Raw genomic sequence first — 24,356 nt, forward strand, 5'->3', positions numbered from 1 at the left:
CCTTGCCGAGCCGTCACATTCTCTGAGGGTGAGTGTCGGAAGTTCGCTGCTTCCGGCGCTCGTACTGCATTCCCCGAAGGGACCTACCTATGCCAGGTATGTCGTCTAATGCTAACGCATGCCGTGAATCAGCACCAACACAACTCGTTTCGCCCATCGACACCAGGACATCTGCAGACGCCGGTACGCACATTCCGCAGTCCGCGGAAGTCGTCACCTGGGGAGCGTCCGTCTACGCCGCCACCCAAGCAATCAACGAGCTCCACGAGTACAACCGCGATACCGGGCAACGCGGCAACTCCTTCACCCTCCCCACCACACCAGGACGCGAAGCCACCATCCCCGCCTGGTCCGGACGCATCGAATGGTTACGCCAGGTCCGCCACCACATCACCCACAACACCATCGGCCAGGCCGCACTCACCACCCACAGCATCAGTATCGAACGCCTGATGGCCGTCGCCGCAGCCCATGCCCGATTCGCGGATTCCACCACCGGCCGTGGTGTTACCGCCTCCCGGCAACTCATCGCACACCACGCCGGCGTCTCACTCTCAGTCGTCAACCGCGCCCGCCGCGTCCTCAAAACCCTCCAAATGGGCATCGAGCTCGAACGCGGACGAACACTCCGCACCCACGAATACATGGCCGCCGAACTCCACCACGGCGGCCAACAGCACCAAGCAGCCTCCGTGTGGGCACTCAGCTCCCCGAAACACATCGTCGACACCACTCCCCCATCCGCGAGCCGACCCCAGCGGCCCCACCGCACCCGCGCCACCCGACGCCACGCACGCCACCGCACACGACCCCAACAACCCACCACCGCAACTCATCCCCAGGCCACCGGTGCTGACACCCTATCCCCCAGTACTTACGTTCCTACACATATTCTTTCGTTACGAAGTACTCACCAACGCGCACACTCGCGGCACACCACATCCACCCGGCAACCTCGACCACTCCACCTCCAACGAGCAGCCGCCACCCTCGCCTCCCGCTCCCCTGTTCTCGCCCACGACCATGTCGGCCACATCTGCGATACCCTCCAGGCCGCCGGCATCGACACCACCCACTGGACCGGCCACGACATCGCACACACCCTCGACCGAGACACCCGAGAACGCGGCTGGACCTGGCCCACAACCGACCACATCGAAGCACCCGCCGCCCTGCTCCGCTGGCGACTAACCCACATCAACTGGACCGGGCCATCCCCCACCCAACTCCGCGCCACAGCCGACGCAGAACGGCGCCGCGAGCAGGCAGCCCGCCGCACCGCGATCGCACAACGCAACGCCACACAAGCAACCCCCGAGCAACGGCAAGCCGCGCTTTCTCAGATCCGCCGAACCCTGGATCACACCACACATCAGCGAGTTGATCTCCGATGAGCCATTCGGATGGAGGTGCACTGAGCTCCCGAGGAGTCATCCGCCGGCACCGGGCCGCACACCAGATGATCAACCGGACATTACTTCTGAGGGCAACAAGACCGATACGAGGTTACCTGGATCATGTGTGGTCTCAACGGATCCCTCTGCCGCAGTTCGGGGCTCGTTGGCGGTCAAGAATGAACGGAACCGCCCACCATTGCACTGGGTCGGCGTGGTGCGGCGCACGATGGATACGGTGTCAACATGACTGACTGGGTACAGCAAGCACAGCACCTCACCGACGAGGTACTGCGACCAGCTGCGACGGAGGTGGACGGGTCGGGGGTGATCCCGCGATCGCACTTCGAAACATTACGCAACCGGGGCTTCTACGGCGTCGCCTTCGCCACCAAGGATCCCGTCAGCACCCTCGCGGACGTCGGCGAGATCCTCGTCAGTGGGTGCCTGGCGACCGCATTCGTCTGGGCCCAGCACCACGGGACCCTGCTCCGGTTGATGATGTCGAGGAACGATGCCCTCAAGGCACAATTTCTCGCCGACCTGCGAAGCGGCGCCGTCACGGCCGGCGTCTCCGGTAGCGGCTACGCCAACCCGGACAACCCCCTGGTCGTCGCCACCGAAACCGACGATGGATACACCATTGCCGGGCGGGCACCGTTTGTCACCGGATGGGGCTACGTCGACGTCATCGGCGTCACCGCACACGACACCCGCGCGCACAAAACGGTCACCTTCCTCATCGACGCAACCGACGGCCCGAACATCCACTCGAAGCGAATCCCACTGTCCGCGGCCGACGCATCCAACACCGTCGAACTGACCTTCAGCGAATTCGAAGTTCCCCACACTTCGGTCATCCGCGCTGGCACACCTGGTCGAGGCGGACTCAGCGTCGCGGACCGCGCCGTTCTCCGGATCAACGGCTCCCTCGCCCTCGGCGTGGCGAGAGCATGCCTGACCGAAGCCGACCGCATCGGGCACCCCTCCCCACAACTGTGGGAAACACACACCACCATCCGCGAGGCCCTCAACAACGCGGCCACCGGCCACGGAGACATCTACGACGCCCGCGCCCGCGCCAGCCAATTCGCCGTCACCGCCGCCAACTACGTCGCCACCGCCGCAGGAAGCCCATCCGTCCAACGCGGCGAACCCACCGAGAGAATGGTCCGGGAAGCCGCCTTCAGCATGGTCTGCACCACCACCCCGGAAATCAAGTCCCGCATCATGACCGCACGCACTCCCATGTAGAACCGCCGACCGAGACGCATGACGGCGCACCCATACCCGACTACTCGCACCCTCACTCCCATCGCAAGCCGCCCCGTCTCAACCGGCGATCAGACGGACCGACCCGCCCGTCTGATCGTGCAGAACAGCGCCCGAACCAGAAGAATCGTCCGCCAGGTCGCCATGCACCGTGATGCACGGTGCATCACCCCAACCCCGGCGTATGTGCCACCTACACCTGGACGACCAGTCGCGCATCGGCGACTTAGCGAATCTCGGCCAGTCATGCTTGTGCCCTAGAAACCATCGACGTCGCCCCCACCGGAACTTCAGGCGACCGCAGGGAACCCCATCGACTTTGCCCTCGAAATCGTCGTCAAACCAGGATCGAAGCCTCCGATACTCCACACTCAGTCCGATCCCCGCCTGACGCCAAACCCGGTGTCCCACCACCGGGCTGGCAGCCATCGTCCCGACCGAGTGCGGGAAACGGAAGTGGTGCAAATCAGTCAGCCGGGTTGACGACCCTGACCGGGTCGGAGCCGTCCCAGCCCTTCGCGGCTTCTTCGAATGCCGCGAACATCTCTGTTACGCCGGTTCCGCCTCCGACGTCACCGATCTCGACGGCGAGGTGCTGACCTGCCGTGTCGAAGTAGGCGAAGCGGCCGAATCCGCTGATGCTGCCTGCGAAGGTAGCCGCCTCGCCCGACGCCTGTGCCTGCAGAACCGTGTCGTCGAAGTCGTCGGCGAACACAGCGAGGTGATGCAGTCCCGGGCCGTGCTCAGCGATGAAGTCGCGGTAGGGCGACGGGCCGGCGTCGTTCTGCTGGATGAGCTCGATCTGCATGGATCCGCTGTAGGCGATCGCGACGGTCAGGTCGATCTCGACGCTCTGTCCGAGGTAGTGAACGTCCTCGAACGGGGCGTGTTCGACGACGAAGAACGGGCCGACGCCGCGCTTGTTCGTCCAGTAGTCGAGTTCGGCGTCGATGTCGGTGACCGCGTAGCCGAGCTGCCGGACCGGTCCGAGCGAGCACTTCACTTCACGGCCTCGGGGACCATACTGTGCATGCCGACCGACGGATCGGTCGCGTAGTCGACGAGCTGGGTGTGGCCGACGGCGTCGTTCGCTGCAGCGATGTAGTAGTGCAGGCGGGCGTCCGCGATGGCGCCGAGCTCTCCCTCGGGCGCGTAACCGGCGATCGGGCCGTCGACCATGGCGAGCATCGTCGTGCCCTGAGGCGACGTCGGAGAGTGGACGGCACCCGCGACCTCACACGTGTACATCCCGGTCTCGCCCTTGTCGTCCTCTTCGTAGTAGAAGCCGCCGTCGATGATGTACGCCTGGACGTTGCCGATGTGCCAGTGCGGAGGTGCTACGCTGCCGGCGTCGACCTGCAGGATGACAGTGAACGATCCGGTGACGAGGTTGCAGTAGAGGAGCTTGAAACGGGTGCCGGGCATGAGCCAATCGGTCCACGGAATCTGCTCAGGATCGATGAACTCCTTCCGTGCTCCCTTTGGGGTGATGCCGGGATTGGTCATCCAGTAGTCGGGGCCTGCAATGCGCATGATCGCATCCAATCTTCGTGGGAGAATGCCCGGAATTGTGATGTGGCTACCGTGGTCCGGGTGGCCTCGGAGTGATTTAGAATCTCCTCGGTAATGAATATGATGTCCATTACACTTATTTTCAGTTCGTTAACCTGTTGCTTATCGCGGCAGGTCAGAGGTGCAGGAAAAGGTCCGGTGGCCAGGTGGACGATCTGAATCTAAGGCTCGTCGCATACTTCGTCTCGGTGATCGAAGAGGGGCATTTCGGCCGCGCGTCAGAGAAGCTCTTCATCAGCACACCTGCATTAAGTCAGCAGATCAAGAGGCTTGAAAAGCAGTTGGGCGTCGAATTGATCGACAGATCGGCGCATCCGCTGCAGCCGACGGCAGCCGGGCGCCGGTTCCTGCCCGAGGCCCGGGCGGTCCTGGCCGCCGCACGACGCGCGGTGGAGGCGGCGACGTCGGAGATCCCACCAGTTCGACTGGGGTTCATGGCGGCCTCCCTTGTCGGGCCGACCCGTCGGTTTCTGGAACTCGTGAGAGAACGCCGGCCCAGGCTCGAGGTGGCCTTGGTCGAGCTTCAATGGGCCGATTTGGCAAACGCGGTCCGATCGGGGGAGGTCGACGCATCGATCCTCCGTCCACCGATGTCGGACCAGTCTGGACTCCGACTCGACGTCCTGTGTGACGAGGCGCGTGTTGCGGTGCTCCCGGTTGGGCATGCGCTCGCGGGCCGCGACCACGTCGATCTGGGCGATCTCGACGACGAACCGCATGTCCGGTCGGACGACGCCGACCCCGAATGGGTCAGATGGTGGGCATGCGACCCGCGGCCGAGCGGTCGGCCGGTGGTTTACGGCCCGTCGGTGCGCACCATGGACGAGATGCTCGAGGTGGTGGCGAGTGGAGCGGCGATTGTGATCACCAGCAAATTCGTAGATGACACGCGACGGCATGAGGGCGTCGTCTTCGTGCCGGTCAGGGATGCGCCGCGGTCAGCGGTATGCCTCTGTACGCGGCGGGACGACCTGAGCGCGGGCACACGCGCCCTGATCGACGGTGCCACGGAGTTCAGAGACGACGTCCTGTAGGGGCGAGTGACGCGACCGCGGTGTGGATGCGAAAGCAAGTCAGACGGTCCCATGGTCGGATCCGCGATGACGAGGCACCTGATCCGGGTCCGTCTGACAACGTGAGGAGCTGTTGGTCAGCTCAGGCCGGAAAAACTGCTAGCGTCGGAGCCGCTGAGGTCGGGTAGCTGCCGATTCCGGAGCCGCCGTCGACGACCAAGCTAGTGCCGGTCACGTAACTGGCGTCGTCGGATGCCAGGAACACCGCCGGAATGTGGTCGAGTCGGAGAATCGCGACGGTGACATCTATGATTCCCGCGCCGGGCGCAAGCCAATTCGCCGTCACCGCCGCAACCTACTGCGCCAGCGACGCAGGGAGCGGATCCATCAAACGCGGTGAACCCGCCGAAACGATGATCCGGGAACCCGCCTTCAGCATCGTCTGCACCACCACCCCGCAAATCAAGTCCCGCATTCCCATCGCAGGCCATCCCTAGCGGAGCCGCCATCCCGGGAGGCAGGATCACGCGCCCACCACCCGGGCCGGATCAGACATACACTGCCGTCGCGGCAAACTACTCACCACACCGTCGGTCCCCCGCAGATGTCCCGGCACGACCCCCGAACAGCGGCAAGATCCACTCGCACAGATCCGCCAGGCCTGTGCCAAGCCCGGCCAGAGCGACACGATCTTCGATTTATGCACTAGGACGTGCACCCACAGGCGGGAGTCCACGACGCGGGCGCCTGAGCCCTCACAACGATCGTCTGCAACACGCCCAGCGTGATGCACCGTGCATCACCGGCACCCCGGATCGTGGGTGCGAGTAATCCGGATGGTGACCCCTCTGCAGGGTCTCGCACGGTCGATGCCCACCACGAGCGAATCAGCGATACAGCTCAGGTGTCTTGCAGGAACGCTCGAAGTCGCTCGAGCACCAACTCGGGTCGCTGATCGACAATCCAGTGACCGACACCGTCGACCGTCTCGAGCTGAAAAACACGCGCTCGCTCGCCGTACCCGCGCAGCAGCGTAGGAGTGATCACCGGGTCCCCCACCCCGTGCAGGAACCGGATCGGAACATCAACGGAGGTAGTCGCGAATTCACCGGCACGGATCAATTCTCGCGTCAGGAATGTGCGATACCAGCGCGAGCCGGCGACCGCATGACCGGGCTCACGCAGGCGACGCACATAGAGCCCGAAGTCGTCGTCGTCGAGGTAGAACCCGGCGCCGACCCAACGGCCGGTCATCCTGATGAAGCGGCCCTTCGGGTCGCTGAGAAGACGCGGCCCGATCACCGGAAGAGAAATCGGGATCTGATACCAGAACCGCCACAAATGTCGGACTGCCGTCAGATCGAACGTCAGCCACGGTCCGACGGTGTTCAGTCCGAAGAAGCCGGACACCTTCTTCGGATGGCGCAGCATCAGATTCCCCGCGATCGGACCACCCCAATCGTGCGCCACGACCCGCACCGAGGCGACGCCGAGCCGGTCGAGCACGACCGCGAGATCATCGGCCATATCGGTCTTGGAGTAGCGGTCATCGGGCGCTGAGCTCCACCCAGCCCCGCGCAGATCCGGGCACAGCACCCGGTAGCCATCGGCCGCGAGCGGTCCGATCAACTCGTGCCACGCCCATCAGTTCTGCGGGAAACCGTGGACAAGCATGACCGGAGACCCGTCGGTCGGCCCGGCATCGGCAACATGAATCGTCACACCACCGCCCACGTCAACGAACCGGTGCTCCACCCCGGCGAGCACCGGTAATGAAGGTGGGTTCATGGCTACTCGCTCTCTGCTCACACAACGATTGCCTCACCGCGAACACCGCAGCGTTCACCCGGTAGGCAGATAGGCTGCCACGTCCGCAGAACCCGCGTAGGGCTAATGCGCGGATGAGGGGACGCCGAACGGGACGAGGTATCGCGCGGGCGAAACAGAACTCGCGAGTGTCGAGATCTCCCGGTCGTCGTCAGGTCTGGGATCGGCCTTGAAGACCAACGGACCTCACTTGTCGTCGGGCCTTGGCGCCATCCACGCTTCTTGACCGAGACGGGACGGGACGACCTCCACGCCGTGAAGGAGGCGATGAGCGTGCGGACGATCAGGCGGCGCGTTCTCCGTGGGGACGTGCCCCGCATCGGGGATTGGGCGTAATGTTTCGCCGCAGCATGTTGGGACTGCCTACGGGCACCCAGTATCGTGCGCGCCGATGTAGTTCAATGGCAGAACATCAGCTTCCCAAGCTGAATACGCGGGTTCGATTCCCGTCATCGGCTCCATCCATGCCCACAGACACATCGACCCGACCGACCCTCTCCTCCATCCGCCCGCCCGTCCCTCCCAATGCCCACTCCACCATCGATCCGTTCCATCCATCCCGCACAAAGACATCCATCTACGCGCAGCGCCCCAGGCCGCCCAGCATCCGTTCGGTCGGCTGGCTGGCGCATCCAGGCTGGCTGGGAAGGCTCGGCAGTGGCCGCGACGCCGCCCCCTCGCCCGGTTCGGGTACTTTGCGGGTTGGCCGACCTGACCACCACACCGATTTGGTGCCCGTGGACTCGCGGGTACCAGACGCGACGGCGAGTTCATCGATTGGAATACCCCACCTCTGTCCAGCCTCCGGCACTCGTTCGTGGTCAACCACTCCGCGAGGATGTCCTGCACGGTGGGATCGACGATGCGGTCGGGATTGTTCTCGACAACCGGAAAGTACGCACCACACCACCGACGAGTTCGCCTGTGGCGCATACCGAGCGCTCTCAGCGTACGTCGGAGCCGAGCGTACGTGCGCCGCGCCGCAGATCCGTGCTGGTGCGGTGCACGGCGAGGTCGGCGAGTTCCGGCGCGTGCCGCTTGACGATCTCCCGCATTCTCGTTTCCGCGAGGGGGCCGAGGTTGTCGTAGATCTCGACGAAGTGACGTCGTGCCGCGTCTCTGGGCCACGGGCTGGGCAGGACTTCGGCCGGCAGATCGGGATCGATGTCGGCGAAGCTTCGCCACCGGGCCATCACCTTGGTCCTGACGATAAGGGCGTCCGCGGGGGTGGTCTGCTGCTCGGTGACTCGTGTCCGCAGCCGGGCGGTGTCGGCCACGAAACTGTCGTACTCGCGAGCAAGTTCGGGCAGATCCCACGCTTGCACCGGGTCGCCGCTGAACGAGGCACTCTTCGTGATTCGGGCGCGACTGACGGTGGCGCGGTCGACACCGACAGTTGCCAGCACAGCGCAGGCTTCTTCGGTGAGATCCCACGGCGATACCCAGACGCCGTCGTAGAGGGATCCGAGGCCAAGCGTTCGCAACCGGGTGCGGAGGGTCCGCCTCAGCTCGCGTTGGTCCTCCGGTACGGAGAACATCACGAAGGTCCAGAAACCGTCCCAGGCCCGGTCTCCCGAACCGAATCGAAAGATGCGGGTGAGCCGTTCCATGGTCAGGTCCTCGGTTTTGGGTGGGACGCCGTAGAACGTGGTCCGGCCGACTTTCGAGACGGTGACGAGTTCGCGCGCGGCGAGTCGGCGGATCGCGGCGCGGGCGGCCTGTTCGGCCAGTCCGAATTCGGCGAGCAGGTCGACCAGTACCCGCGAAGGTAACGGCTCGCGGCGCCAGAACCAGTAGTCGCCCAGCAGTGTCGTCAGGAGGCGCTGGGAATTCTGGTACTGCGGTCGCATCGGGCTGTCACTCACCGTCACAGAGTATCGGTGGTGGTCGGGTCGTCGTCCTCGTACAAAGAGTCAAAAGAAAAGGATGCATACCAGTGCTCGCTCGGGGTAACATTTGTCGCGTATTGAGAAAGGAGGCCGCCCGCACAACCAGTGTTCACGGTGGCGGATCAGATTGGCCTGCCCTGCACCCAGTGAAGGGCAAGGGTTGTTTCCGCGCGCCCTGATGCCATTTGTCGATCCGGGGAGTATCGTCACATTTATGACGAACGCAACGGATTCGCATGATGACGCCGCCGCTGGAGTGAAGGCGCAGAGCGTCCTGCTGACGGTCCTCGGCCGCTACGTGCTCGGCCGCGACGTCCTCGTCGGTATGTCGAGCGTCCTCGATGTCCTGACTTCAGTGGGCGTCGGCGAACATGCCACCCGCTCTGCGCTCGACCGCATGGTCAAACGCGGTCTCCTGACAAAGCACCGCCACGGACGACGCACGTATGTCGGACTCACCTCGCGAGCGGAAGCCATCTTGCAGGACGGCCACGTCCGGATCTGGCGCACCGGCGCCGTCGAGAGCAGCTGGGACGGAACATGGACCCTTCTCAGTTTCAGCTTTCCCGACTCCTGGCAGAAGCAGCGCCACGAACTCCGGGCACGTCTGCAGTGGGCGGGGTTCGGCTCCCTTCAAGGAGGACTGTGGATTTCACCGTCGACACGCGATGTCACAGACGTCCTCGACGGTGTCGAGGGCAGTGACAAGGTGCGCGTGTTCTACAGCAGGGCCGAGTCCGGGATGGACGTGCCCGCAATGCTGCGTGACGCCTGGGACATAGCGGGTATCGCCGACCGATATGCGCAGTTCCTCGACCGATGGAACGACCCGGGCAGTCGTGCGGGCGGCGCGCTGGCCACCCAACTGGTTCTGGTCACCGAGTGGCTCGAGGTAATTCGTCAGGACCCTCGATTGCCACTCGAGCACCTGCCCGCGGACTGGCCCGCGGCGCCGGCGCAGCGCCTGTTCCGCGCGCTGCACGATCAGCTCGACCCGGTCGCCCGGATGGAAGCCGGAGAACGCCTCGATCTGCGGGCCACGAACTCGGAGGCGTAGCAACTTTCGTCATATCGTTGACGGAAGTCATGTATTGAACTAACTTCGTCCTTGTTGCACGCATCACTTTCCGGCTTCAGGGACTGTTGAGTCTCGGGGCCTCTCGACCACCAAGTGAGGGACCAATGAGGCTCACTCGTTCAAAGACCTTCTGCGCCGCCGTCGCGCTATCGGCGCTGGCGCTGGCCGGGTGTACGTCGATCGATCAGAGGACCGCCGACACCGAGAAGCTGTCGGGGCCGGGCGCCAACGCCGGCGTCCTGTACGACCAACTGCCGCAGGCGATCAAGGACAAGGGTGAGATCGTCTTCGCCGGCGACTCGCACCCCCCATACCGGACCGTCGGACCGGATGGCAAAACGCTCACCGGGATGGACCCCGACGTCCAGCAGGCGCTGTCGGGAGTGCTGGGAATTCCCGTCCGGACGGAGATCACCAGCGGTCTTCCCGCCATGCTCTCCGGGATGCTCTCCGGCCGGTATGACGCCTTCAACGGCCCTGTGAAGGCGACACCGGACCGGCTCGCACAATTCGACGGTGTCCAATGGTTGACCAGCCGCACCTCCTACCTCATCCCGATGAACGGGGGCATCGACGCCGAGAACGCCGACGCGCTCTGCGGGACCCGGTCCGCAGGGGTCGTCGGATCCATCACCGAGGAACAGGTCCACAAACTGTCCGATTGGTGCGCCGCCAAGGGGCAGCCGGGGGTGGAGTTCGTCGGTCTCGCCGACACCAACGCGACACTGCTGGCAGTGCAATCCGGCCGGGCCGATTCGGCGGCGCTGACACAGAGCGGTGCGATCGATACGGCAGCGGCGCAACCGAACACGTGGCGTACCGTCGCCCAAACCGAGGAGCAGGGCGCACTCGCCGACCAGCTCGTCCTCCTGACACCGAAGACCAATGAACTCGGACCGGTCTTCTACGAGGCGTTCAAGTTGCTGTTCGAGGACGGGCAGTACCAGGAGCTGGTGAAGAAGTGGCAGCTCGAGGACATCGCCATTCCCGCTCCGGTTCTCAACCCCACCCCGGCCGCATGAACCCGCGCCTGTCTGCCCCCGTCATGTCCGAAGAGCAGGGAAACTCGATGACCGCCCCAGTGTCCGCGGAACCTCACACCAGACCGAGACCCGAAGAGTTCGACGTCGCCCGGGCCCGGCCACGCCTGCGCCCCGCCCGGTGGATCATCTCGGTGATCCTCCTGGTTCTGGCCGCCCAATTCGTCAACTTTGTGGTGACCAACGAACGGTTCGCCTGGGACATCGTCTGGGGCTACCTGTTCTACCCGACGGTGCTGCAGGGTCTCGCGATGTCGGTGTTCATCACCATCGTCGGCATGACGGTCGGATCGCTGTTGGGCATCGCCCTCGCGGCCGGCCATGCCAGTGACTTCTGGCCGGTACGAATCGTGTGCCAGGCCTATGTCGGCGTCTTCCGCGGCATTCCGCCGCTGGTGCAGTTGATCTTCTGGTTCAACCTGGCCTACCTTCTACCGGAGATTTCCGTGGGAATCCCGTTCGGACCCACGTTCGGGTCGTGGTCGTCGACCGCACTGATCAGCCCGCTCACCGCAGCCCTGATCGGCCTGAGCCTGCACGAGGCCGCGTACATGTCCGAGATCATCCGGTCCGGGCTCGGCGCGGTCGATGCCGGCCAGCGCGACGCCGCACGCGCCATGGGTTTCACCCAGTGGCGGACCTTCTCGCGCATCATCCTTCCGCAGGCCATGCGCGTCATCGTTCCCCCGACCGGAAACCAGTTCATCTCGCTACTCAAAGGCACGTCCCTGGTCTCGGTGATCGCCATGACCGACCTCCTCTTCTCTGTGCAGCTGATCTACAACCGCACGTACCAGGTGGTTCCGCTGCTGCTGGTGGCCTGCATCTGGTACCTGGTCGTCGTCTCGCTGCTCACTTTCGTCCAACGCCGACTCGAACGCCGGTACGGCAAGGGTCAACGCCGTGACGAGGGCGGTACCACCTCCTGGCGCACCACATTTCTTCGAGGAAGGGCATCGCGATGACCGACCGAACTACCCCCGTAGTCCGGGTGACGAACCTACGCAAGACTTATCACGGCACGACCGCGCTCGACGGAGTGGACCTCGAGGTAGCCGAAGGTGAGGTCGTGGTGATCCTCGGCCCCTCCGGTTCCGGGAAATCGACCCTGGTCCGCTGCATCGACCAGCTCGAGAAGATCGACGGCGGCGCCTTGTACCTCGACGGCGAACTGCTGGGTTTCGCGCAGCGGCACGGAGCCCTGCGCCCACTCACCGACGAACAGGCCGCCCAGCAACGACGACGCATGGGAATGGTGTTCCAACAGTTCAACCTCTTCCCGCACTGGACCGTGCTGCGCAACATCACCGAGGCGGCCGTCGCGGTCCACGGGTTCTCGCGTGAGGACGCCCGGGTCCGTGCCGAGACGTTGCTCGAGAAGGTCGGACTGCCCGACAAGGCGCAGGCCCACCCTCGGCAACTGTCGGGTGGGCAGCAGCAGCGGGTCGCGATCGCGCGGGCGGTGGCCACCCGTCCGCGAGTGTTGCTGTTCGACGAACCGACCAGCGCACTCGATCCCGAGCTGGTCGACGAAGTGCTCGGTGTCATCAAGGATCTCGCCCGAGCCGGGCTGACGATGATCGTTGTCACCCACGAGATGGAGTTTGCTCGACAGGTCGCTGACCGCTGCGTGTTCATGGTCGCGGGCAAGGTGGTGGAGCAGAACACCACCGAAGAGTTCTTCGAACGCCCGCAAAGCGAACGCTTGCAGCGATTCCTGAGCCGATTCACCCAATCGCTGACAGCAAGCCGTGAGCGTGAACTCGTGAAGGAGTCGCAGTGAGCCGGACCTGCACCGTCATGGCTGTCGGTGACCTCGTCCTCGACGAGCCCGACCCCGCCTCCTACTTCGCGCCGAGCGCACACCTGTTCCGGTCGGCAGACGTGGCCATCGGGCACATCGAAGTGCCGCACTCGACCAGCACCGTGCAGGCGAGCACTGACGTGCCGGCCCCGCCGGCAGACCCGCAGGCGCTCGAGGCGGTGGCAGAGGCGGGGTTCGATGTCGTCACCCTCGCGGGAAACCACTTCTACGACGTCGGTACCGAGGGTGTGCTCGACACCATCACCTACTCGCACAAGGCCGGCCTGCGGACCGCAGGCGGAGGGGGCAACCTCGCCGAGGCCCGGGAGCCGGCTATCACCGAGGCGGCCGGACTGCGCGTCGGGGTACTCAGCTACAACTGCGTCGGACCGCGCGAGTCCTGGGCGGCGTCCCAGAAGGCTGGCGCCGCGTATGTGAAGGTGCTCACCCACTACGAACTCGACTCCGCCACCCCGGGTGGACCGCCGACCGTCTACACGTTCGCGGCACCGGACAGTCTCGCCCAGATGAAGGCGGACATCACCGCGTTGCGACCCCAGGTCGACGTCCTTGTCGTCGCATTGCACAAGGGAATCGGGCATACCCCGGCGGTCCTCGCCGACTACGAGTCCCCGGTGTCCTACGCAGCGATCGACGCAGGCGCCGACCTGGTGATCGGGCATCATGCCCACATCATGCGCGGCATCGAGTTCTACTGCGGAAAGCCGATCTTCCACGGGCTCGGCAACTTCGTCACGGTCACCCATGCGCTCACCCCGGTCGGCGGAGACTCCGCCGAACGCCGCGCGTGGGCCGCCCGCCGACAGGAAATGTTCGGTTTCAGCCCCGATCCGGCGATGCCGTCCTACCCCTTCCACCCCGAGAGCCGCAACACCGCCGTCGCGACGTGCACCTTCGACGCCGACGGCCTGGTCGCCGCCGGCTTCGTTCCGTGCTGGATCGACGACGACGCGCGACCGGTGCCGCTCACCGCCGACGATTCCCGCACCGAGAGCGTCGTCGAGTACATCGAGACGATCACCCGCGCAGCCGGTTTCGACACCGACTTCCACCGCGACGGTGACCTCGTGATGGTCACCGCACCCACTGCACAGCAAAGGATCCGATAATGGCTCAGCGACCCCTCGAAGGGAAGGTCGTCCTCGACCTCACCACCGCACTGGCCGGGCCGTACGCGACTCTGCTCCTCGCCGGTCTCGGTGCCCGCGTGATCAAGATCGAGAACCCCGAGCGCGGTGGGGACGCCGCACGCAACAATTCGCCATACGTCACGCCGGACGGGTTGTCGGTGCAACGCACCAGCGCGGACGACATGTCGGTGTCGATGCTGTCTCGCGGACGCAACAAGGAGTCGATGACCCTCGACCTCAAGAACCCGCACGGCAAGCAGGTCTTCCTCGACCTCGCCGCGCAGGCGGACATCGTCGTCGAGAACTACAGTGCCGGTGTCACCGCGCGACTGGGAATCGACTACGCGGCCGTCTCCGCCGCCAACCCGAGACTGGTCTACACCTCCATCAGCGGGTTCGGCAGTCAGGGCGGCCCCGGCACCGGCAAAGCGATGGACACCATCATCCAGGCGCTCAGCGGCGTGATGATGACCGCAGGCAGCCCCGGCGACGCCCCCATCCGCTTCGGTCTACCCATCGGCGACCTCGTCGCGCCCTTGTTCGCCGTCATCGGCACCCTCTCGGCCGTCATCCAGGCCGACAGCACCGGCCAGGGACAGCACGTCGACGTCTCGATGCTCGGTGCGCTGACTTCCATGGTGGCCGCGGAGCCCTTCGACGCCTTCGAGATGATCGGACTGCCCACCCGCACCGGCGCACTCGTGCCGCGGCTCGCCCCCTTCGGCACCTTCGAGGCGGAGGACGGCTACTTCGCCATCTGCGCTCCCACCGACGGATTCGCGCACGGAGTCCTGACGGCGATCGGGCGCCCCGACCTGATCACCGATCCCCGATTCGCTCGGCGCGACGGCCGCGTCCACAATGCCGACGATCTCCACGCGATGATCGGACAGTGGGCGGCCGACAAGCCCCTTGCAAAGGTGATCACGGACCTCGAAAGCCACGGTGCGCCATGCGCGGAGGTTCGCTCGCCCCGCGACGCAGTGCGCGACCCCATCGTCGTCGAACGCGGTGAGGTGGTACCTCTGACACACCCGACCTACGGAAACGTGGTCGAACTGTTCGGAAGCGGGCTGCCGATCACGATGTCCGGCAGCGAGACCACGCTCGACCGTCCCGCGCCCGCGCTCGGTGAACACACGACCCAGATCCTGGCAGATCTGCTCGGGTACGACGAGTCGCACATCGCCGACCTCGTCGAGAGTAAAGCGCTGTGACGGCGTCCTCTGCGTCTTCGGCATCGTCCGCATCGGCGCGGCTGCGCAGGCACTACGACAGCCGGCTCGATCGTGCGCGCGCCGCCGCGGCCGACGGGACGGCGGTGATCGGGGTCGTCGGAGCGGACGTGCCGCCCGAGATCCTCGAGTCCTGCGGTGCACTCGCGTACCGGCTGTCCAGCGTCGACCGGTCACCCAGTCCCGAAGCCGTCACGCTGCTCGGGGGTGCGGTCGACGCGACCGCCTATTCGATCCTCGACCAGATCCTCGCGGGGGACGTCGATTTCCTCCGCGGACTGGTCGTGTCGCGGGACAGCCAGGCGTCGCTGCGCGTGTTCTACGTACTGCGTGCGCTGGCGGCGCAGGGCCGTCCGGTGCCGCCCGTCCACCTGCTCGACGTCCTGCATCTGCGTCGGAAGTCGACGCGCAGGTACAACACGAGTCAGATCGCCGGACTCGCCGCGATCATCACGCTATGGACTGGCCGGCCGCATAAGATCGAGAATCTTCGTGCAGCACAAACTGTCCGGGCCCGCCTCGGATGCCGACTGGTCGAGGTCCGCGAACGACGGAGATCGGCCATTCCGACAGTGTCGGGTGTCGACGCCCTCCGGTTGTACGCGCTCAGCCAGACCGCGGAACCCACTGAGTGCATCGCACTGGCGGAGGCGTTGCTCGCGGACCCGTCACCGATCCCGGCGGGGCCGCGCGTCTTCCTCACCGGCAGCCCACACGACCACGACCACGCCTACGCCGCGCTCGAGTCGGCGGGTGCGCGGTTGGTGGGCGACGACCACAGCTGGGGTGATGCGGTGGCGGACCTGTGGCCGGTGCCGGCCGCAGGTGACGACCTCGACAGTGCCCACAGCGCAATCGCGTTGCATCGCCTGGACTGCGGGGTGATGGCGCAGACGTCGGGGCTGACCGACCGGGCCGGCTATAGCGCCGAGGGTGTGCGGCGCGCCGCTGCGGATGCGGTCCTGTCCCTCGTCCGCCGCAACGATCCCGCACCGGACTGGGACTTTCCCGCACTGGTCCGGGAACTCGGTGAGTGCGTGCGCACGGAGAAAGTGGCCGGGGGCGGTCGTACCTGGCCGGATAAGGATCTGGGGGAAGCCCTCCAACGGCTGACCCGGGAAGATTGCGAGGTATCCGCACGATGAGCGCAGCACATACAGCGTCACCGGAGCGGCTGGCCGCAGCGACCGCGGCCACCGCCCGCCAGAAGGAGTGGTTCGCGCAGATGCGAGCCGAGGTGGCCGCCGGCGCCCCGCTTGCGCTGGTCAACGCGGACGCACCTCAGGAAATCCTGCGCGCGATGGGGATCCCGTACGTAGTCAACCAGTGGTGGGCGTCCGTCGTGGCCGCCAAACGGTTGGGCCCGGCGAGCCTGAACACCATTGCCGGGCTGGGCTATCCGGACGACTCGTACCAGTACGACGCGATCGGACTGGGATCGATGAACCTCCCAGCCGAGCAGGCGCCCTGGGGTGGGCTGCCCCGACCGGACTTCGTTATCGCCGAGAGCAGTGGGGACGCCACCCGGAAGGTGTTTGACCTGTGGGCGCAGCATCCGGAGACCGAGTTCTTCGCGTTCGAGCGATCTTCGGCGACCACTGCACCCGACAATTGGTGGGACCTCGTCCCGCATCGGTGGGATCAGGCGTACGCTGCCGACCGATTGGACCTGATGACCGACGAGAATTGGCAACTCGTCGAGTTCCTCACCGAACGCACGGGGCGGACGTTCGACCTCGACCGCCTCGCCGCCGTGATGGATCTGGTCAACGAGCAAGCCGAGTGGAACAGGCGGACACGGGACCTGATCGCGTCCTCCCGTCCCACGCCCGTTTCCGTCAACGACAGCATCCCGGCCGTGATGATCCCGCAGTGGCACCGCGGCAGCGAGTGGGCGCGCGACGCCGCACGCGCGCTCTATGAGGAGGTCGAGCGGGCCGTGCACGCGCGCCGGGCCGTATGCCCGGACGAGCGGGTCCGCCTCATGTGGATCGGACGCGGTCTCTGGTTCGACCTCGGTCTGTACCAGCGTTTCCAGGAGAAGTACGGAGCCGTCTTCGTGTGGTCCATGTACCTGGCCATCGCGGCCGACGGCTACCCGCGCTATGGGGACGACCCGATGCGGACCCTCGCCGCCCGGTTCGTCGGGTTCACCGACCAGCTCTACACACCGCCGTGGTCGTCGCAGTGGTACGTGAAGGAGGCGCTCGCCCATGGAGTCGATGCGGTCGTCCACCTCGTGGCCGACGACGTGCCCGGCGGGACCTTCACCACCGCGGCACTCGAGCAAGCCGGAATTCCCGTACTCGAAATCAATGCCAGTAACGCGGATTCGCGCGGCGACACGGCAACGGTAGTCGAGAACGCGATCGGCGGCTTTCTCGAGAGGAGAGTCCTCGGCTGAGACCCCGATGGCTTTCCTCGTCCCGCCACCGCTCCGCCGGCGCAACTTCGCCCTCTATTTCACCGGCCAGATCGCCTCCAACACCGGTGTCTGGTTCCAGAACCTGGCATTGATCCTGTGGATTGTCGAGGAAACCGAGAGCGCCCGCGCACTCGCCCTCGTCACGGTATGCCAGTTCGCACCGATCCTGCTGCTTTCCGCCGTCGCCGGTGCTGCCGCGGACACGTTCCGTCCCCGGTCAATCCTGTTCGTCACCGCGGCACTGTCCTCGCTCGCCGCGGCGATGCTCGCTCTTGCGGCGAGCTCCGGCATCGACCACCTTCCCGTCCTGCTCGCAATCGTCGCGTTCTCCGGGGTGGTGCAGGCGTTCGACCGCACGGCGGGCCAAGCATTCCTGTTCGAACTCGTCGGAGCACGTGAACTCGGGGTGGCGGTATCGCTCAATACCGTTGCCCTATCGGCGGCCCGGTCGATCGGCCCGGGCATCGCCGGCATCGCCTACGCAGTGGCCGGTCCGGCCACGTGTTTCGGCATCAACGCCGCGACCTACGGATTCGTGATCGTGGCGTTGTGTTCGATGAACGCGAAGCGGTTCGTGGCGCGTCCCGTTCGACCCGCCGACTCGGACGGAGCGCGGAGTGCCATCGGCACATTACTGGCCGACCGGACGTTGCGGAGACTGTTCGCGACCAACGTCGCGGTGACAGTGCTGGCGATGAATTTCATGGTGGTCGTCACGGCGATGGTGACCATCAGCCTCGACGCCGGTGCCCCGCAGCTCGGTGCCGCGCACGCACTCAATGCGGTCGGCGCGGTCGTGGGTGGACTCGTCGTCTCCACGCTGGCCCAGGTGCGTCTCCGCGTCGTCGCGCTCGCCACCATGGTCCTCGGCGGCGCGCTGGCCTGCGCGGCACTGTCTCCCAATATTGTTGTTTTCCTTGTTGTTTCACCCATTATCGGTCTAGGGTTGGGTGCATTCCAAAGCTCGTTGGGCAGTGCCGTCCAGACCCTGAGCCCGTCCCATCTTCTCGGCCGGTCCTCGGCGCTGCTGACCATGAGCAGTGTCGGTGTCGCCCCCGTCGGGGCGATCATCGCCGGTTCGATCGTCGACGGTGCGTCCGCGCGCTGGGCAATGGCCGTCGGAACACTCGCCTGTCTGGTGTGCGGTGCGGTCCTCGCGCGCACGCCGCGCACTACCCGTCCGCGCACTCGCACGGACGACAAGCGTCCTGCCCGAAGCTGACGTTCGGCCGGCTGGACGCGTTCCCGCAACGTCCTCGGAGGAAATGATGTCGAGAATTCGCTGGTTTCTCGCCGGTCTGATCGCAGTTGCCGTCGTGGCCGGCCTGGCGGTGGTCGTGCCACGAATCGGTGAAAGTGGGGAGATTGCAGCAGATTTTGCCGAGTACGCGCCCACCCCGCAGTTCACCGAGCGCACCACCGAGACGTTCTACGTCCCGATGAGCGACGGCACGAAGCTGGCGGTCCTGCTGCACAGGCCGGCCGAAAACGGGCAGGCTGTCGACGGACGGTTCCCGGTGATCTGGCATCACAAGCTCGACATCTATCCGAGCCCGAAGGACGGTGTCGGCCCGAAAGAGGCCGGTTACTCGAACCTCACGTCCATGTCCGACCAGGGCTACGTCGTCGCGCAGGTCGCACGCCGCGGTAACGGGCAGTCGTTCGGGGTGCGCCGCGGATACCACGACCGCGTGGAGGCGCAGGACGCCTATGACGTCACCGAGTGGCTCGCCACCCAACCGTGGTCGAACGGGCAGGTCGGGGTCTACGGCTGCTCGAACACCGGCGATGCTGCCATGCACGCCGTCAGCATGCGTCCGCCACACCTGAAGGCGGCCTTCGCGGGCTGCTTCTCGTGGAACAAGTACGACGCCATGCGCCGAGGCGGCATCGCCGCACAGTGGGGATACGGCCCCACACGCAAGGTAGAGGACGATCTTGCACTGACCCCGGTCTCCGGCGACGACGACAAGACTCTCCTGCGCCAAGCCGCCGAGCAGCACCAACTCTCCACCCCGCTCGCACAGATGTGGGCAGGTATGCCCTACCGCGACGACTACTCGACGCTGGTGGGATCCCGCTTCTGGGCCGAAGGCAGCCTGAGCACCTACGCCGATCAAATCCGGGAGTCACAGGTGCCGCTGTACATCGTCGGCGGCTGGCGCGACGAATTCCGCGACCAGGGCATCGTCACGGCACTGAACACCTCCGGATCGAAGCTGCTGATCGGTCCCTGGCGGCATTGCGAGAACCCTGGTCTGGCACTCGTTCAGGAAGCGCAGCGGTTCTTCGACTTTCACCTCAAGGGCATCGACACCGGCATCGACGAAGCACCCCCGATCCGGTACGCCATAGTGGACTCCATCGACGACCCCACCGGTGACATCGACTGGCGCACAGCCGAATCGTGGCCACCAACCTCGTCCGGGCTCACCGACTTCGCCCTCGGCGGCGACGGCGTCCTGGGTTCCACCGCGCCCGGGACATCGCGATTCACGGTCGACACCGTAGTGGAGTGCCCCGACGCCGGCGAGGGTTCTACCGTCCAGCCCTGCCACGTCCCCGGCGCCGGGGCCTCGTTCGTCGGGGCAGCACTCGAGAAGGACACGGAGGTCACCGGCACCCCGATCGCCGACGTGACCGTGCGCGTTGACCGCGACGACGCCCACATCTTCGCCTACATCGAGGATGTCGCACCGGACGGCACGGTCTCCGTGATCACAGAGGGCCGACTCACCGCATCGCTGCGCGGGGAGACCGAGGCACCGTACGAACTTCCCGCGGAAGTGCCATTCCACCGGTCGTACCGGGAAGACGCGCAATCGCTCACACCGGGCGAGGCGACCCGGATGCGGTTCGACATCCTCCCGATGTCGTACGTGTTCCGCGCCGGCCACCGGATGCAGGTCACGGTGACCGGTTACGACCAACGCGAGACGATCCCGCTGCCCGATGCACAAGGGTCGTCCGTAGAGATCGTCTCCGATCCGAGCGCCCCCTCACTCGTCCAGCTTCCCGTCGCACAGTCCTGACCACTTCAGACTTGGAGGAGAAAATATGCGCTACAACCATCTACGGGCGGTATCCGCGCTGGCCGGATTGTCAATCTTGGGAGGCCTCGCCCTGACCGGGTGCTCCTCGGCAGAATCTACGGCGTCGGCGGAGGAACCCGCAGCCGCCGCCTCATCGCGGGACGACTACCACGCGACGGTGCGGGAAAGGACGAACGGACTCGACGGCACACCGTCTACCATCCTGCTGACCTGAGTGCGTTCCCCGACAGCAGTGTGCCCGTCCTCGCGTGGGCCAACGGGGGGGCTGCCGGACCAGCAACATCGCGGTCACCAGCTTCCTCAGCGGGGTGGCCGCGCAAGGTTACATCGTGATCGCGAACGGTGCGCTCGACGAGTTGCCGGTCGACCGGCTCCCCGATGACACCCTCGCGCGACCGGATCGGCTGACCGATGCCATCGACTGGGCCGTCGACTCCGACGAGGCGGCCGAACAATTGGGCCACAAGGCCGACAGCGACAAGATCGGGGTCATGGGCACGTCCTGCGGCGGCGTCGAGGCGCTCCTGGCCGCGGCGGATCCGCGCGTGAAATCGGTAGCGGGACTGAACACCGGCTTCTTCCCCAATAAGCGATTCGGGTACGAGCGGAACGCGCTGAACGACATCACGGTGCCGACACTGCTGTTCAACGGCGTGCCGGCGGACCAGGCGACGAAAAACAGCGTCGAGAACTTCGACCTGCTCACCGTTCCCACCGTCCTGGTCAGTCAGGAGACCGCCGGGCACAGTGGCCTCACCTACGGGCTCAGCGGCACCGACACCAGCGCGCAGATGATGATTGCCGGCTACGGCATGGTGGCCGACTGGTTCGATTACACCCTGCACAACAGCGAACCGGCGAAGAAGCAGTTCGTCGGCACGGACTGCGGATTGTGCACGGAGCCGGGATGGGCAGTGCAAACGAAAAACCTGTAGACGGTGGTGCCGAAGCGTACCGCAATCGACGTCAGGGCTCGAGGCCCGTACCCTCCGCCGGCAATCGCCAACGTGCGGTTCCCGGCAAGGGTCGGTACATCGGAGGGCGGTCGCGCTTGATGACCGACGTGATCGGCGATTTGTAAGCCGACACCGACGCGACCGCGGTGTCTCCGCAGAGCGGGGTGGTGCATCCCGAACGTGCAATGCAAAAGTGTACTGAGCTGCGGTGTCGACTTAGTCGCACGTAATGAATTTCTAAGTCACTCACCCCACGTACTGGCAGAGACCTACAGGCCCCTCTTCAGCCGTGAGGTGTGCAGACCTCCGGTGACACGACGGTGAGGCAGTCCACTTCCCCCGCGCGGCCTCATCGGCGGCTCATGAGAGTCCAGTGTGCGGAACTGCCCGCAGCAAGCCGAATCAGGTGTGATTTGAGGTCCCTCTTGCGTGTGATTACTGGTCAGTCAGTTCGTGGAGCTACCAAGGCCCGCAAAATTGTTCGCCATAGGTGAACACCCCTCCATCCATCCCTCCCTCCACTCCATCCCTCCCTCCCCGGTGGCTGACGCCGAGAAATCGCGTGCTGTCGCGGCGGGCGATGGACGGACGGGCCCGGCCGAGGATGGTCGTTGACCTCGACGATTCGCCTGGGGAATAGCCTGCACTCATGGCCGCACGGAAGACCACCCAGCGACGCTCCAGTCCCAGACGAGCCAGCGCCGCGCCGCTGATACCCACCCCGGGGCACGGGGAGCGGATCTGGATCCTCGATGTCCCGTATCGGGCATCCGCGCCCGGTGCCAAGTACTACAAAGCGCTCAAAGCATATGCCTACATCGGCGCTCAATTGCCTGACGAACTCACCGTCTACGCGTCGAAACCGTACTCGTACGCTCGCTGGGTCGAAGAGGACTTCAACGGCGTGCGGCAACCGGGCGCTACTGGTTTCCACAAGATACCGCGGCCCGAACAGGTGGACGCCGCGAAGGCGATCGCGACGGCCTTTCACCACGGCAAGCGCGGATTCCTGTTGGCCGACGAGCCCGGTGTAGGCAAGACCGGCAGCGCAATCCTCGGCGCGAAAGCTGCGCTGAAATTGGGGGGCGGCGACACCGTACTCATCACCGTGGACCGGCCGGCCCAGATCACCATCGCCGCGTGGCGCGACGCCCTCGCTGCGTTCGGCGACGGAGGCTATCGGTGGCTGATCATCTCCCCGGACCAGCTCAAGAAGTTACTCGGACGCAACGGCCAACCGAAGTACTCCTTCTCCCTCATCATCAATGACGAGGCACAGCAATTCAGGCACCTCACGGCCCAGCGCACCCAGTACCAGCGGCGCATCAACCGTCTCTCCGCGACGCCTGAGAAGGCGCCGTTCGTCATCACCGTGACGGCGACGCCGGGTCATCACCCAGGCGAATACACCTACTTGTCTTCGCTTTTCGCGCAACTGCACGATGACCCGCCGGGCGAGTGGGCCGATCTCGGTAAGAAACTGGTCGAGCATGGCCTACCCCTGACTCCCGGGTGGGACAAGGGCAAATGGGACTGGAACGACCAAGCAAAAGGCTCTCAGCGGCTGCAGCATCAGGCCGTCACCCGCGTCCGAAAATGGATGACCGACTGCGACCCGCCCGTCATGATGCATCGCGACGCGCCCTGGGGGCCGCCACCTATCGACGGCCTGCCACTCGACTTCACCGCCACACAATGGGCTGCGTACCACCAGGACTGGAGTGAGTTCCGCAGCGCGATGAGGATCGCCCGCCAGGGGAACGACACCGCCCGCGGCCGTGCCGCTCTGATGCGGTTCCGGCAGAAGGCAGGCATGCTGCGAGCCCCGCAGACCGCCGAGCTGGTAGCCGCACACGTCGAACGTGGCTACCAGGTACTCGTCGCCGTCGAATTGGTCACCACGGCCGCCGACCCGGTAGCCAACCTCTTGGAGGAGCACGGCATTGGCGTCTCCCGCATCTTCGGCGGGGGCGATCTCGAGACGGAGCGCATTCGATTTCAGCGAGGCCACAACCCGGTCGTGGTGTTCAACACCGCATCTGCGATCAATCTGCAGGCGTCCGAGTTGATGGTCGACGGTTCCCGCGCCTCATCGGCACGTCGCATCGGGTTCTTCCACCAGCCTCGCTACTCCGGAATTGCCGCACGCCAAACGATGGGTCGTGCGCATCGCGACGGGCAGGTTTGCTCGTGGTCACTCCTGTTCGCCGCCGGAACGGTGGAGGAGCAGGCGGCGCGGATCATGATCAATCGGCTCACGGTGACATCGGCCAGTGTCGATGGCGATCTCGGGGGGTTCGGAAACCTCGCCCGGCTGTTCGACGCAGACTGGCTTCCCGAAAGCATCTTCGAGTAGGAATGATGCCTGGACCAGGGACTCCTACAATCGAGAGCGAGCGGATGTACATAACCCCCGCAAGTGTGCTCACAGTTGGGTGTCCACCTTGGTGTGGGCCGCCGAGTAACGACACAAGGATGGGTCGCTACCCGATGAGCGGGAGCGCAACCAGACCGAGGATCGGCAGAGAGTTCGCCGCCGTCGATCTTGATCAGTTCGAGGGGGCGGAGAGACGGCGATGGTGAACGCGTGCGCGGCCGGCGGGTGGTCCTGACCGGTCTACAACCCGAATTCGCTTTTCCCTACGGG

At 65.4% G+C, this 24,356-nt stretch carries 19 protein-coding genes, 1 tRNA gene and 1 pseudogene; 17 read left to right on the plus strand and 4 right to left on the minus strand.

Annotated features, from left to right (window positions below):
- The first annotated feature begins 98 nt into the window (after nucleotides 1–98).
- Both ACNJ7E_RS02825 and ACNJ7E_RS02830 read left to right on the plus strand, forming a co-directional pair.
- Nucleotides 99–1,394 carry a Rep protein gene (locus tag ACNJ7E_RS02825; protein WP_418339071.1) on the plus strand — a complete coding sequence of 432 codons (1,296 nt, stop codon included), beginning with the start codon at nucleotides 99–101 and terminating at the stop codon, nucleotides 1,392–1,394.
- Nucleotides 1,395–1,640: 246 nt separating this feature from the next.
- Entirely contained in the window at nucleotides 1,641–2,648 is a 1,008-nt protein-coding gene (locus ACNJ7E_RS02830) for an acyl-CoA dehydrogenase (RefSeq protein WP_418339072.1), read from the plus strand.
- A 484-nt stretch (nucleotides 2,649–3,132) separates the two neighbouring features.
- Here ACNJ7E_RS02830 and ACNJ7E_RS02835 read toward each other — a convergent pair whose 3' ends face one another.
- Together ACNJ7E_RS02835 and ACNJ7E_RS02840 are read right to left on the minus strand one after the other, a co-directional pair.
- Nucleotides 3,133–3,669, minus strand: coding sequence for a VOC family protein (locus ACNJ7E_RS02835; RefSeq protein ID WP_105415845.1), 537 nt, complete (start codon nucleotides 3,667–3,669; stop codon nucleotides 3,133–3,135).
- A complete protein-coding gene (locus ACNJ7E_RS02840; protein WP_418339073.1) occupies nucleotides 3,666–4,199 on the minus strand; it encodes a 2,4'-dihydroxyacetophenone dioxygenase family protein in 534 nt (177 codons plus the stop codon). The genes ACNJ7E_RS02835 and ACNJ7E_RS02840 overlap by 4 nt, the downstream gene beginning before the upstream one ends.
- A gap of 185 nt (nucleotides 4,200–4,384) precedes the next feature.
- On the opposite strand from ACNJ7E_RS02840, the gene ACNJ7E_RS02845 reads away from it, so the two are divergent.
- Nucleotides 4,385–5,272 carry a LysR family transcriptional regulator gene (locus ACNJ7E_RS02845; RefSeq protein ID WP_418339074.1) on the plus strand — a complete coding sequence of 296 codons (888 nt, stop codon included), beginning with the start codon at nucleotides 4,385–4,387 and terminating at the stop codon, nucleotides 5,270–5,272.
- A gap of 278 nt (nucleotides 5,273–5,550) precedes the next feature.
- Nucleotides 5,551–5,748, plus strand: a complete 198-nt coding sequence (locus ACNJ7E_RS02850) for a hypothetical protein (RefSeq protein WP_280781035.1) — start codon at nucleotides 5,551–5,553, stop codon at nucleotides 5,746–5,748.
- A 403-nt stretch (nucleotides 5,749–6,151) separates the two neighbouring features.
- Here the strand turns inward: ACNJ7E_RS02850 and ACNJ7E_RS02855 are convergent.
- A pseudogene (locus ACNJ7E_RS02855) lies at nucleotides 6,152–7,039 on the minus strand (alpha/beta fold hydrolase).
- 426 nt (nucleotides 7,040–7,465) lie between these two features.
- On the opposite strand from ACNJ7E_RS02855, the gene ACNJ7E_RS02860 reads away from it, so the two are divergent.
- Nucleotides 7,466–7,539 (plus strand) — tRNA-Gly (locus ACNJ7E_RS02860).
- Between the two features lie 483 nt (nucleotides 7,540–8,022).
- Here ACNJ7E_RS02860 and ACNJ7E_RS02865 read toward each other — a convergent pair.
- Nucleotides 8,023–8,943, minus strand: coding sequence for a PaaX family transcriptional regulator (locus ACNJ7E_RS02865; protein ID WP_418339075.1), 921 nt, complete (start codon nucleotides 8,941–8,943; stop codon nucleotides 8,023–8,025).
- Nucleotides 8,944–9,181: 238 nt separating this feature from the next.
- On the opposite strand from ACNJ7E_RS02865, the gene ACNJ7E_RS02870 reads away from it, so the two are divergent.
- The 12 genes from ACNJ7E_RS02870 to ACNJ7E_RS02925 all read left to right on the plus strand — a co-directional run bounded on the left by ACNJ7E_RS02870 (nucleotide 9,182) and on the right by ACNJ7E_RS02925 (nucleotide 24,065).
- Complete coding sequence (locus tag ACNJ7E_RS02870) at nucleotides 9,182–10,024, plus strand: PaaX family transcriptional regulator (protein ID WP_418339076.1); 843 nt, start codon at nucleotides 9,182–9,184, stop codon at nucleotides 10,022–10,024.
- Nucleotides 10,025–10,149: 125 nt separating this feature from the next.
- Nucleotides 10,150–11,067, plus strand: coding sequence for a transporter substrate-binding domain-containing protein (locus ACNJ7E_RS02875; RefSeq protein ID WP_418339077.1), 918 nt, complete (start codon nucleotides 10,150–10,152; stop codon nucleotides 11,065–11,067).
- A 47-nt stretch (nucleotides 11,068–11,114) separates the two neighbouring features.
- Nucleotides 11,115–12,050 (plus strand): amino acid ABC transporter permease, encoded by a 936-nt coding sequence (locus ACNJ7E_RS02880; RefSeq protein WP_418339078.1) that lies wholly within the window; start codon nucleotides 11,115–11,117, stop codon nucleotides 12,048–12,050.
- Nucleotides 12,047–12,868: an amino acid ABC transporter ATP-binding protein gene (locus ACNJ7E_RS02885; RefSeq protein WP_418339079.1), complete on the plus strand. Its 822-nt coding sequence runs from the start codon at nucleotides 12,047–12,049 to the stop codon at nucleotides 12,866–12,868. The genes ACNJ7E_RS02880 and ACNJ7E_RS02885 overlap by 4 nt, the downstream gene beginning before the upstream one ends.
- The gene (locus ACNJ7E_RS02890) at nucleotides 12,865–14,019 is read left to right on the plus strand and encodes a CapA family protein (RefSeq protein WP_418339080.1); all 1,155 of its coding nucleotides are present in this window, start codon (nucleotides 12,865–12,867) and stop codon (nucleotides 14,017–14,019) included. The genes ACNJ7E_RS02885 and ACNJ7E_RS02890 overlap by 4 nt, the downstream gene beginning before the upstream one ends.
- Nucleotides 14,019–15,257 (plus strand): CaiB/BaiF CoA transferase family protein, encoded by a 1,239-nt coding sequence (locus ACNJ7E_RS02895; RefSeq protein ID WP_280781028.1) that lies wholly within the window; start codon nucleotides 14,019–14,021, stop codon nucleotides 15,255–15,257. Before ACNJ7E_RS02890 ends, ACNJ7E_RS02895 begins: the two co-directional genes overlap by 1 nt.
- A complete protein-coding gene (locus tag ACNJ7E_RS02900; protein ID WP_418339082.1) occupies nucleotides 15,254–16,420 on the plus strand; it encodes a 2-hydroxyacyl-CoA dehydratase in 1,167 nt (388 codons plus the stop codon). Before ACNJ7E_RS02895 ends, ACNJ7E_RS02900 begins: the two co-directional genes overlap by 4 nt.
- A complete protein-coding gene (locus tag ACNJ7E_RS02905) occupies nucleotides 16,417–17,679 on the plus strand; it encodes a 2-hydroxyacyl-CoA dehydratase (RefSeq protein WP_418339083.1) in 1,263 nt (420 codons plus the stop codon). The genes ACNJ7E_RS02900 and ACNJ7E_RS02905 overlap by 4 nt, the downstream gene beginning before the upstream one ends.
- Before the next feature lie 7 nt (nucleotides 17,680–17,686).
- Nucleotides 17,687–18,922 (plus strand): MFS transporter, encoded by a 1,236-nt coding sequence (locus ACNJ7E_RS02910; RefSeq protein WP_418339085.1) that lies wholly within the window; start codon nucleotides 17,687–17,689, stop codon nucleotides 18,920–18,922.
- 43 nt (nucleotides 18,923–18,965) lie between these two features.
- Nucleotides 18,966–20,732 carry a CocE/NonD family hydrolase gene (locus ACNJ7E_RS02915; protein ID WP_418339087.1) on the plus strand — a complete coding sequence of 589 codons (1,767 nt, stop codon included), beginning with the start codon at nucleotides 18,966–18,968 and terminating at the stop codon, nucleotides 20,730–20,732.
- A 269-nt stretch (nucleotides 20,733–21,001) separates the two neighbouring features.
- On the plus strand, nucleotides 21,002–21,688 hold the full coding sequence (locus ACNJ7E_RS02920; RefSeq protein WP_418339088.1) for an alpha/beta hydrolase: 687 nt from the start codon (nucleotides 21,002–21,004) through the stop codon (nucleotides 21,686–21,688).
- 670 nt (nucleotides 21,689–22,358) lie between these two features.
- Complete coding sequence (locus ACNJ7E_RS02925; RefSeq protein ID WP_418339089.1) at nucleotides 22,359–24,065, plus strand: DEAD/DEAH box helicase; 1,707 nt, start codon at nucleotides 22,359–22,361, stop codon at nucleotides 24,063–24,065.
- Nucleotides 24,066–24,356: the final 291 nt, after the last annotated feature.

Source organism: Rhodococcus mengyinensis (genome assembly GCF_048381435.1).
Taxonomy (GTDB): Bacteria; Actinomycetota; Actinomycetes; order Mycobacteriales; family Mycobacteriaceae; genus Rhodococcus_F; species Rhodococcus_F opacus_D.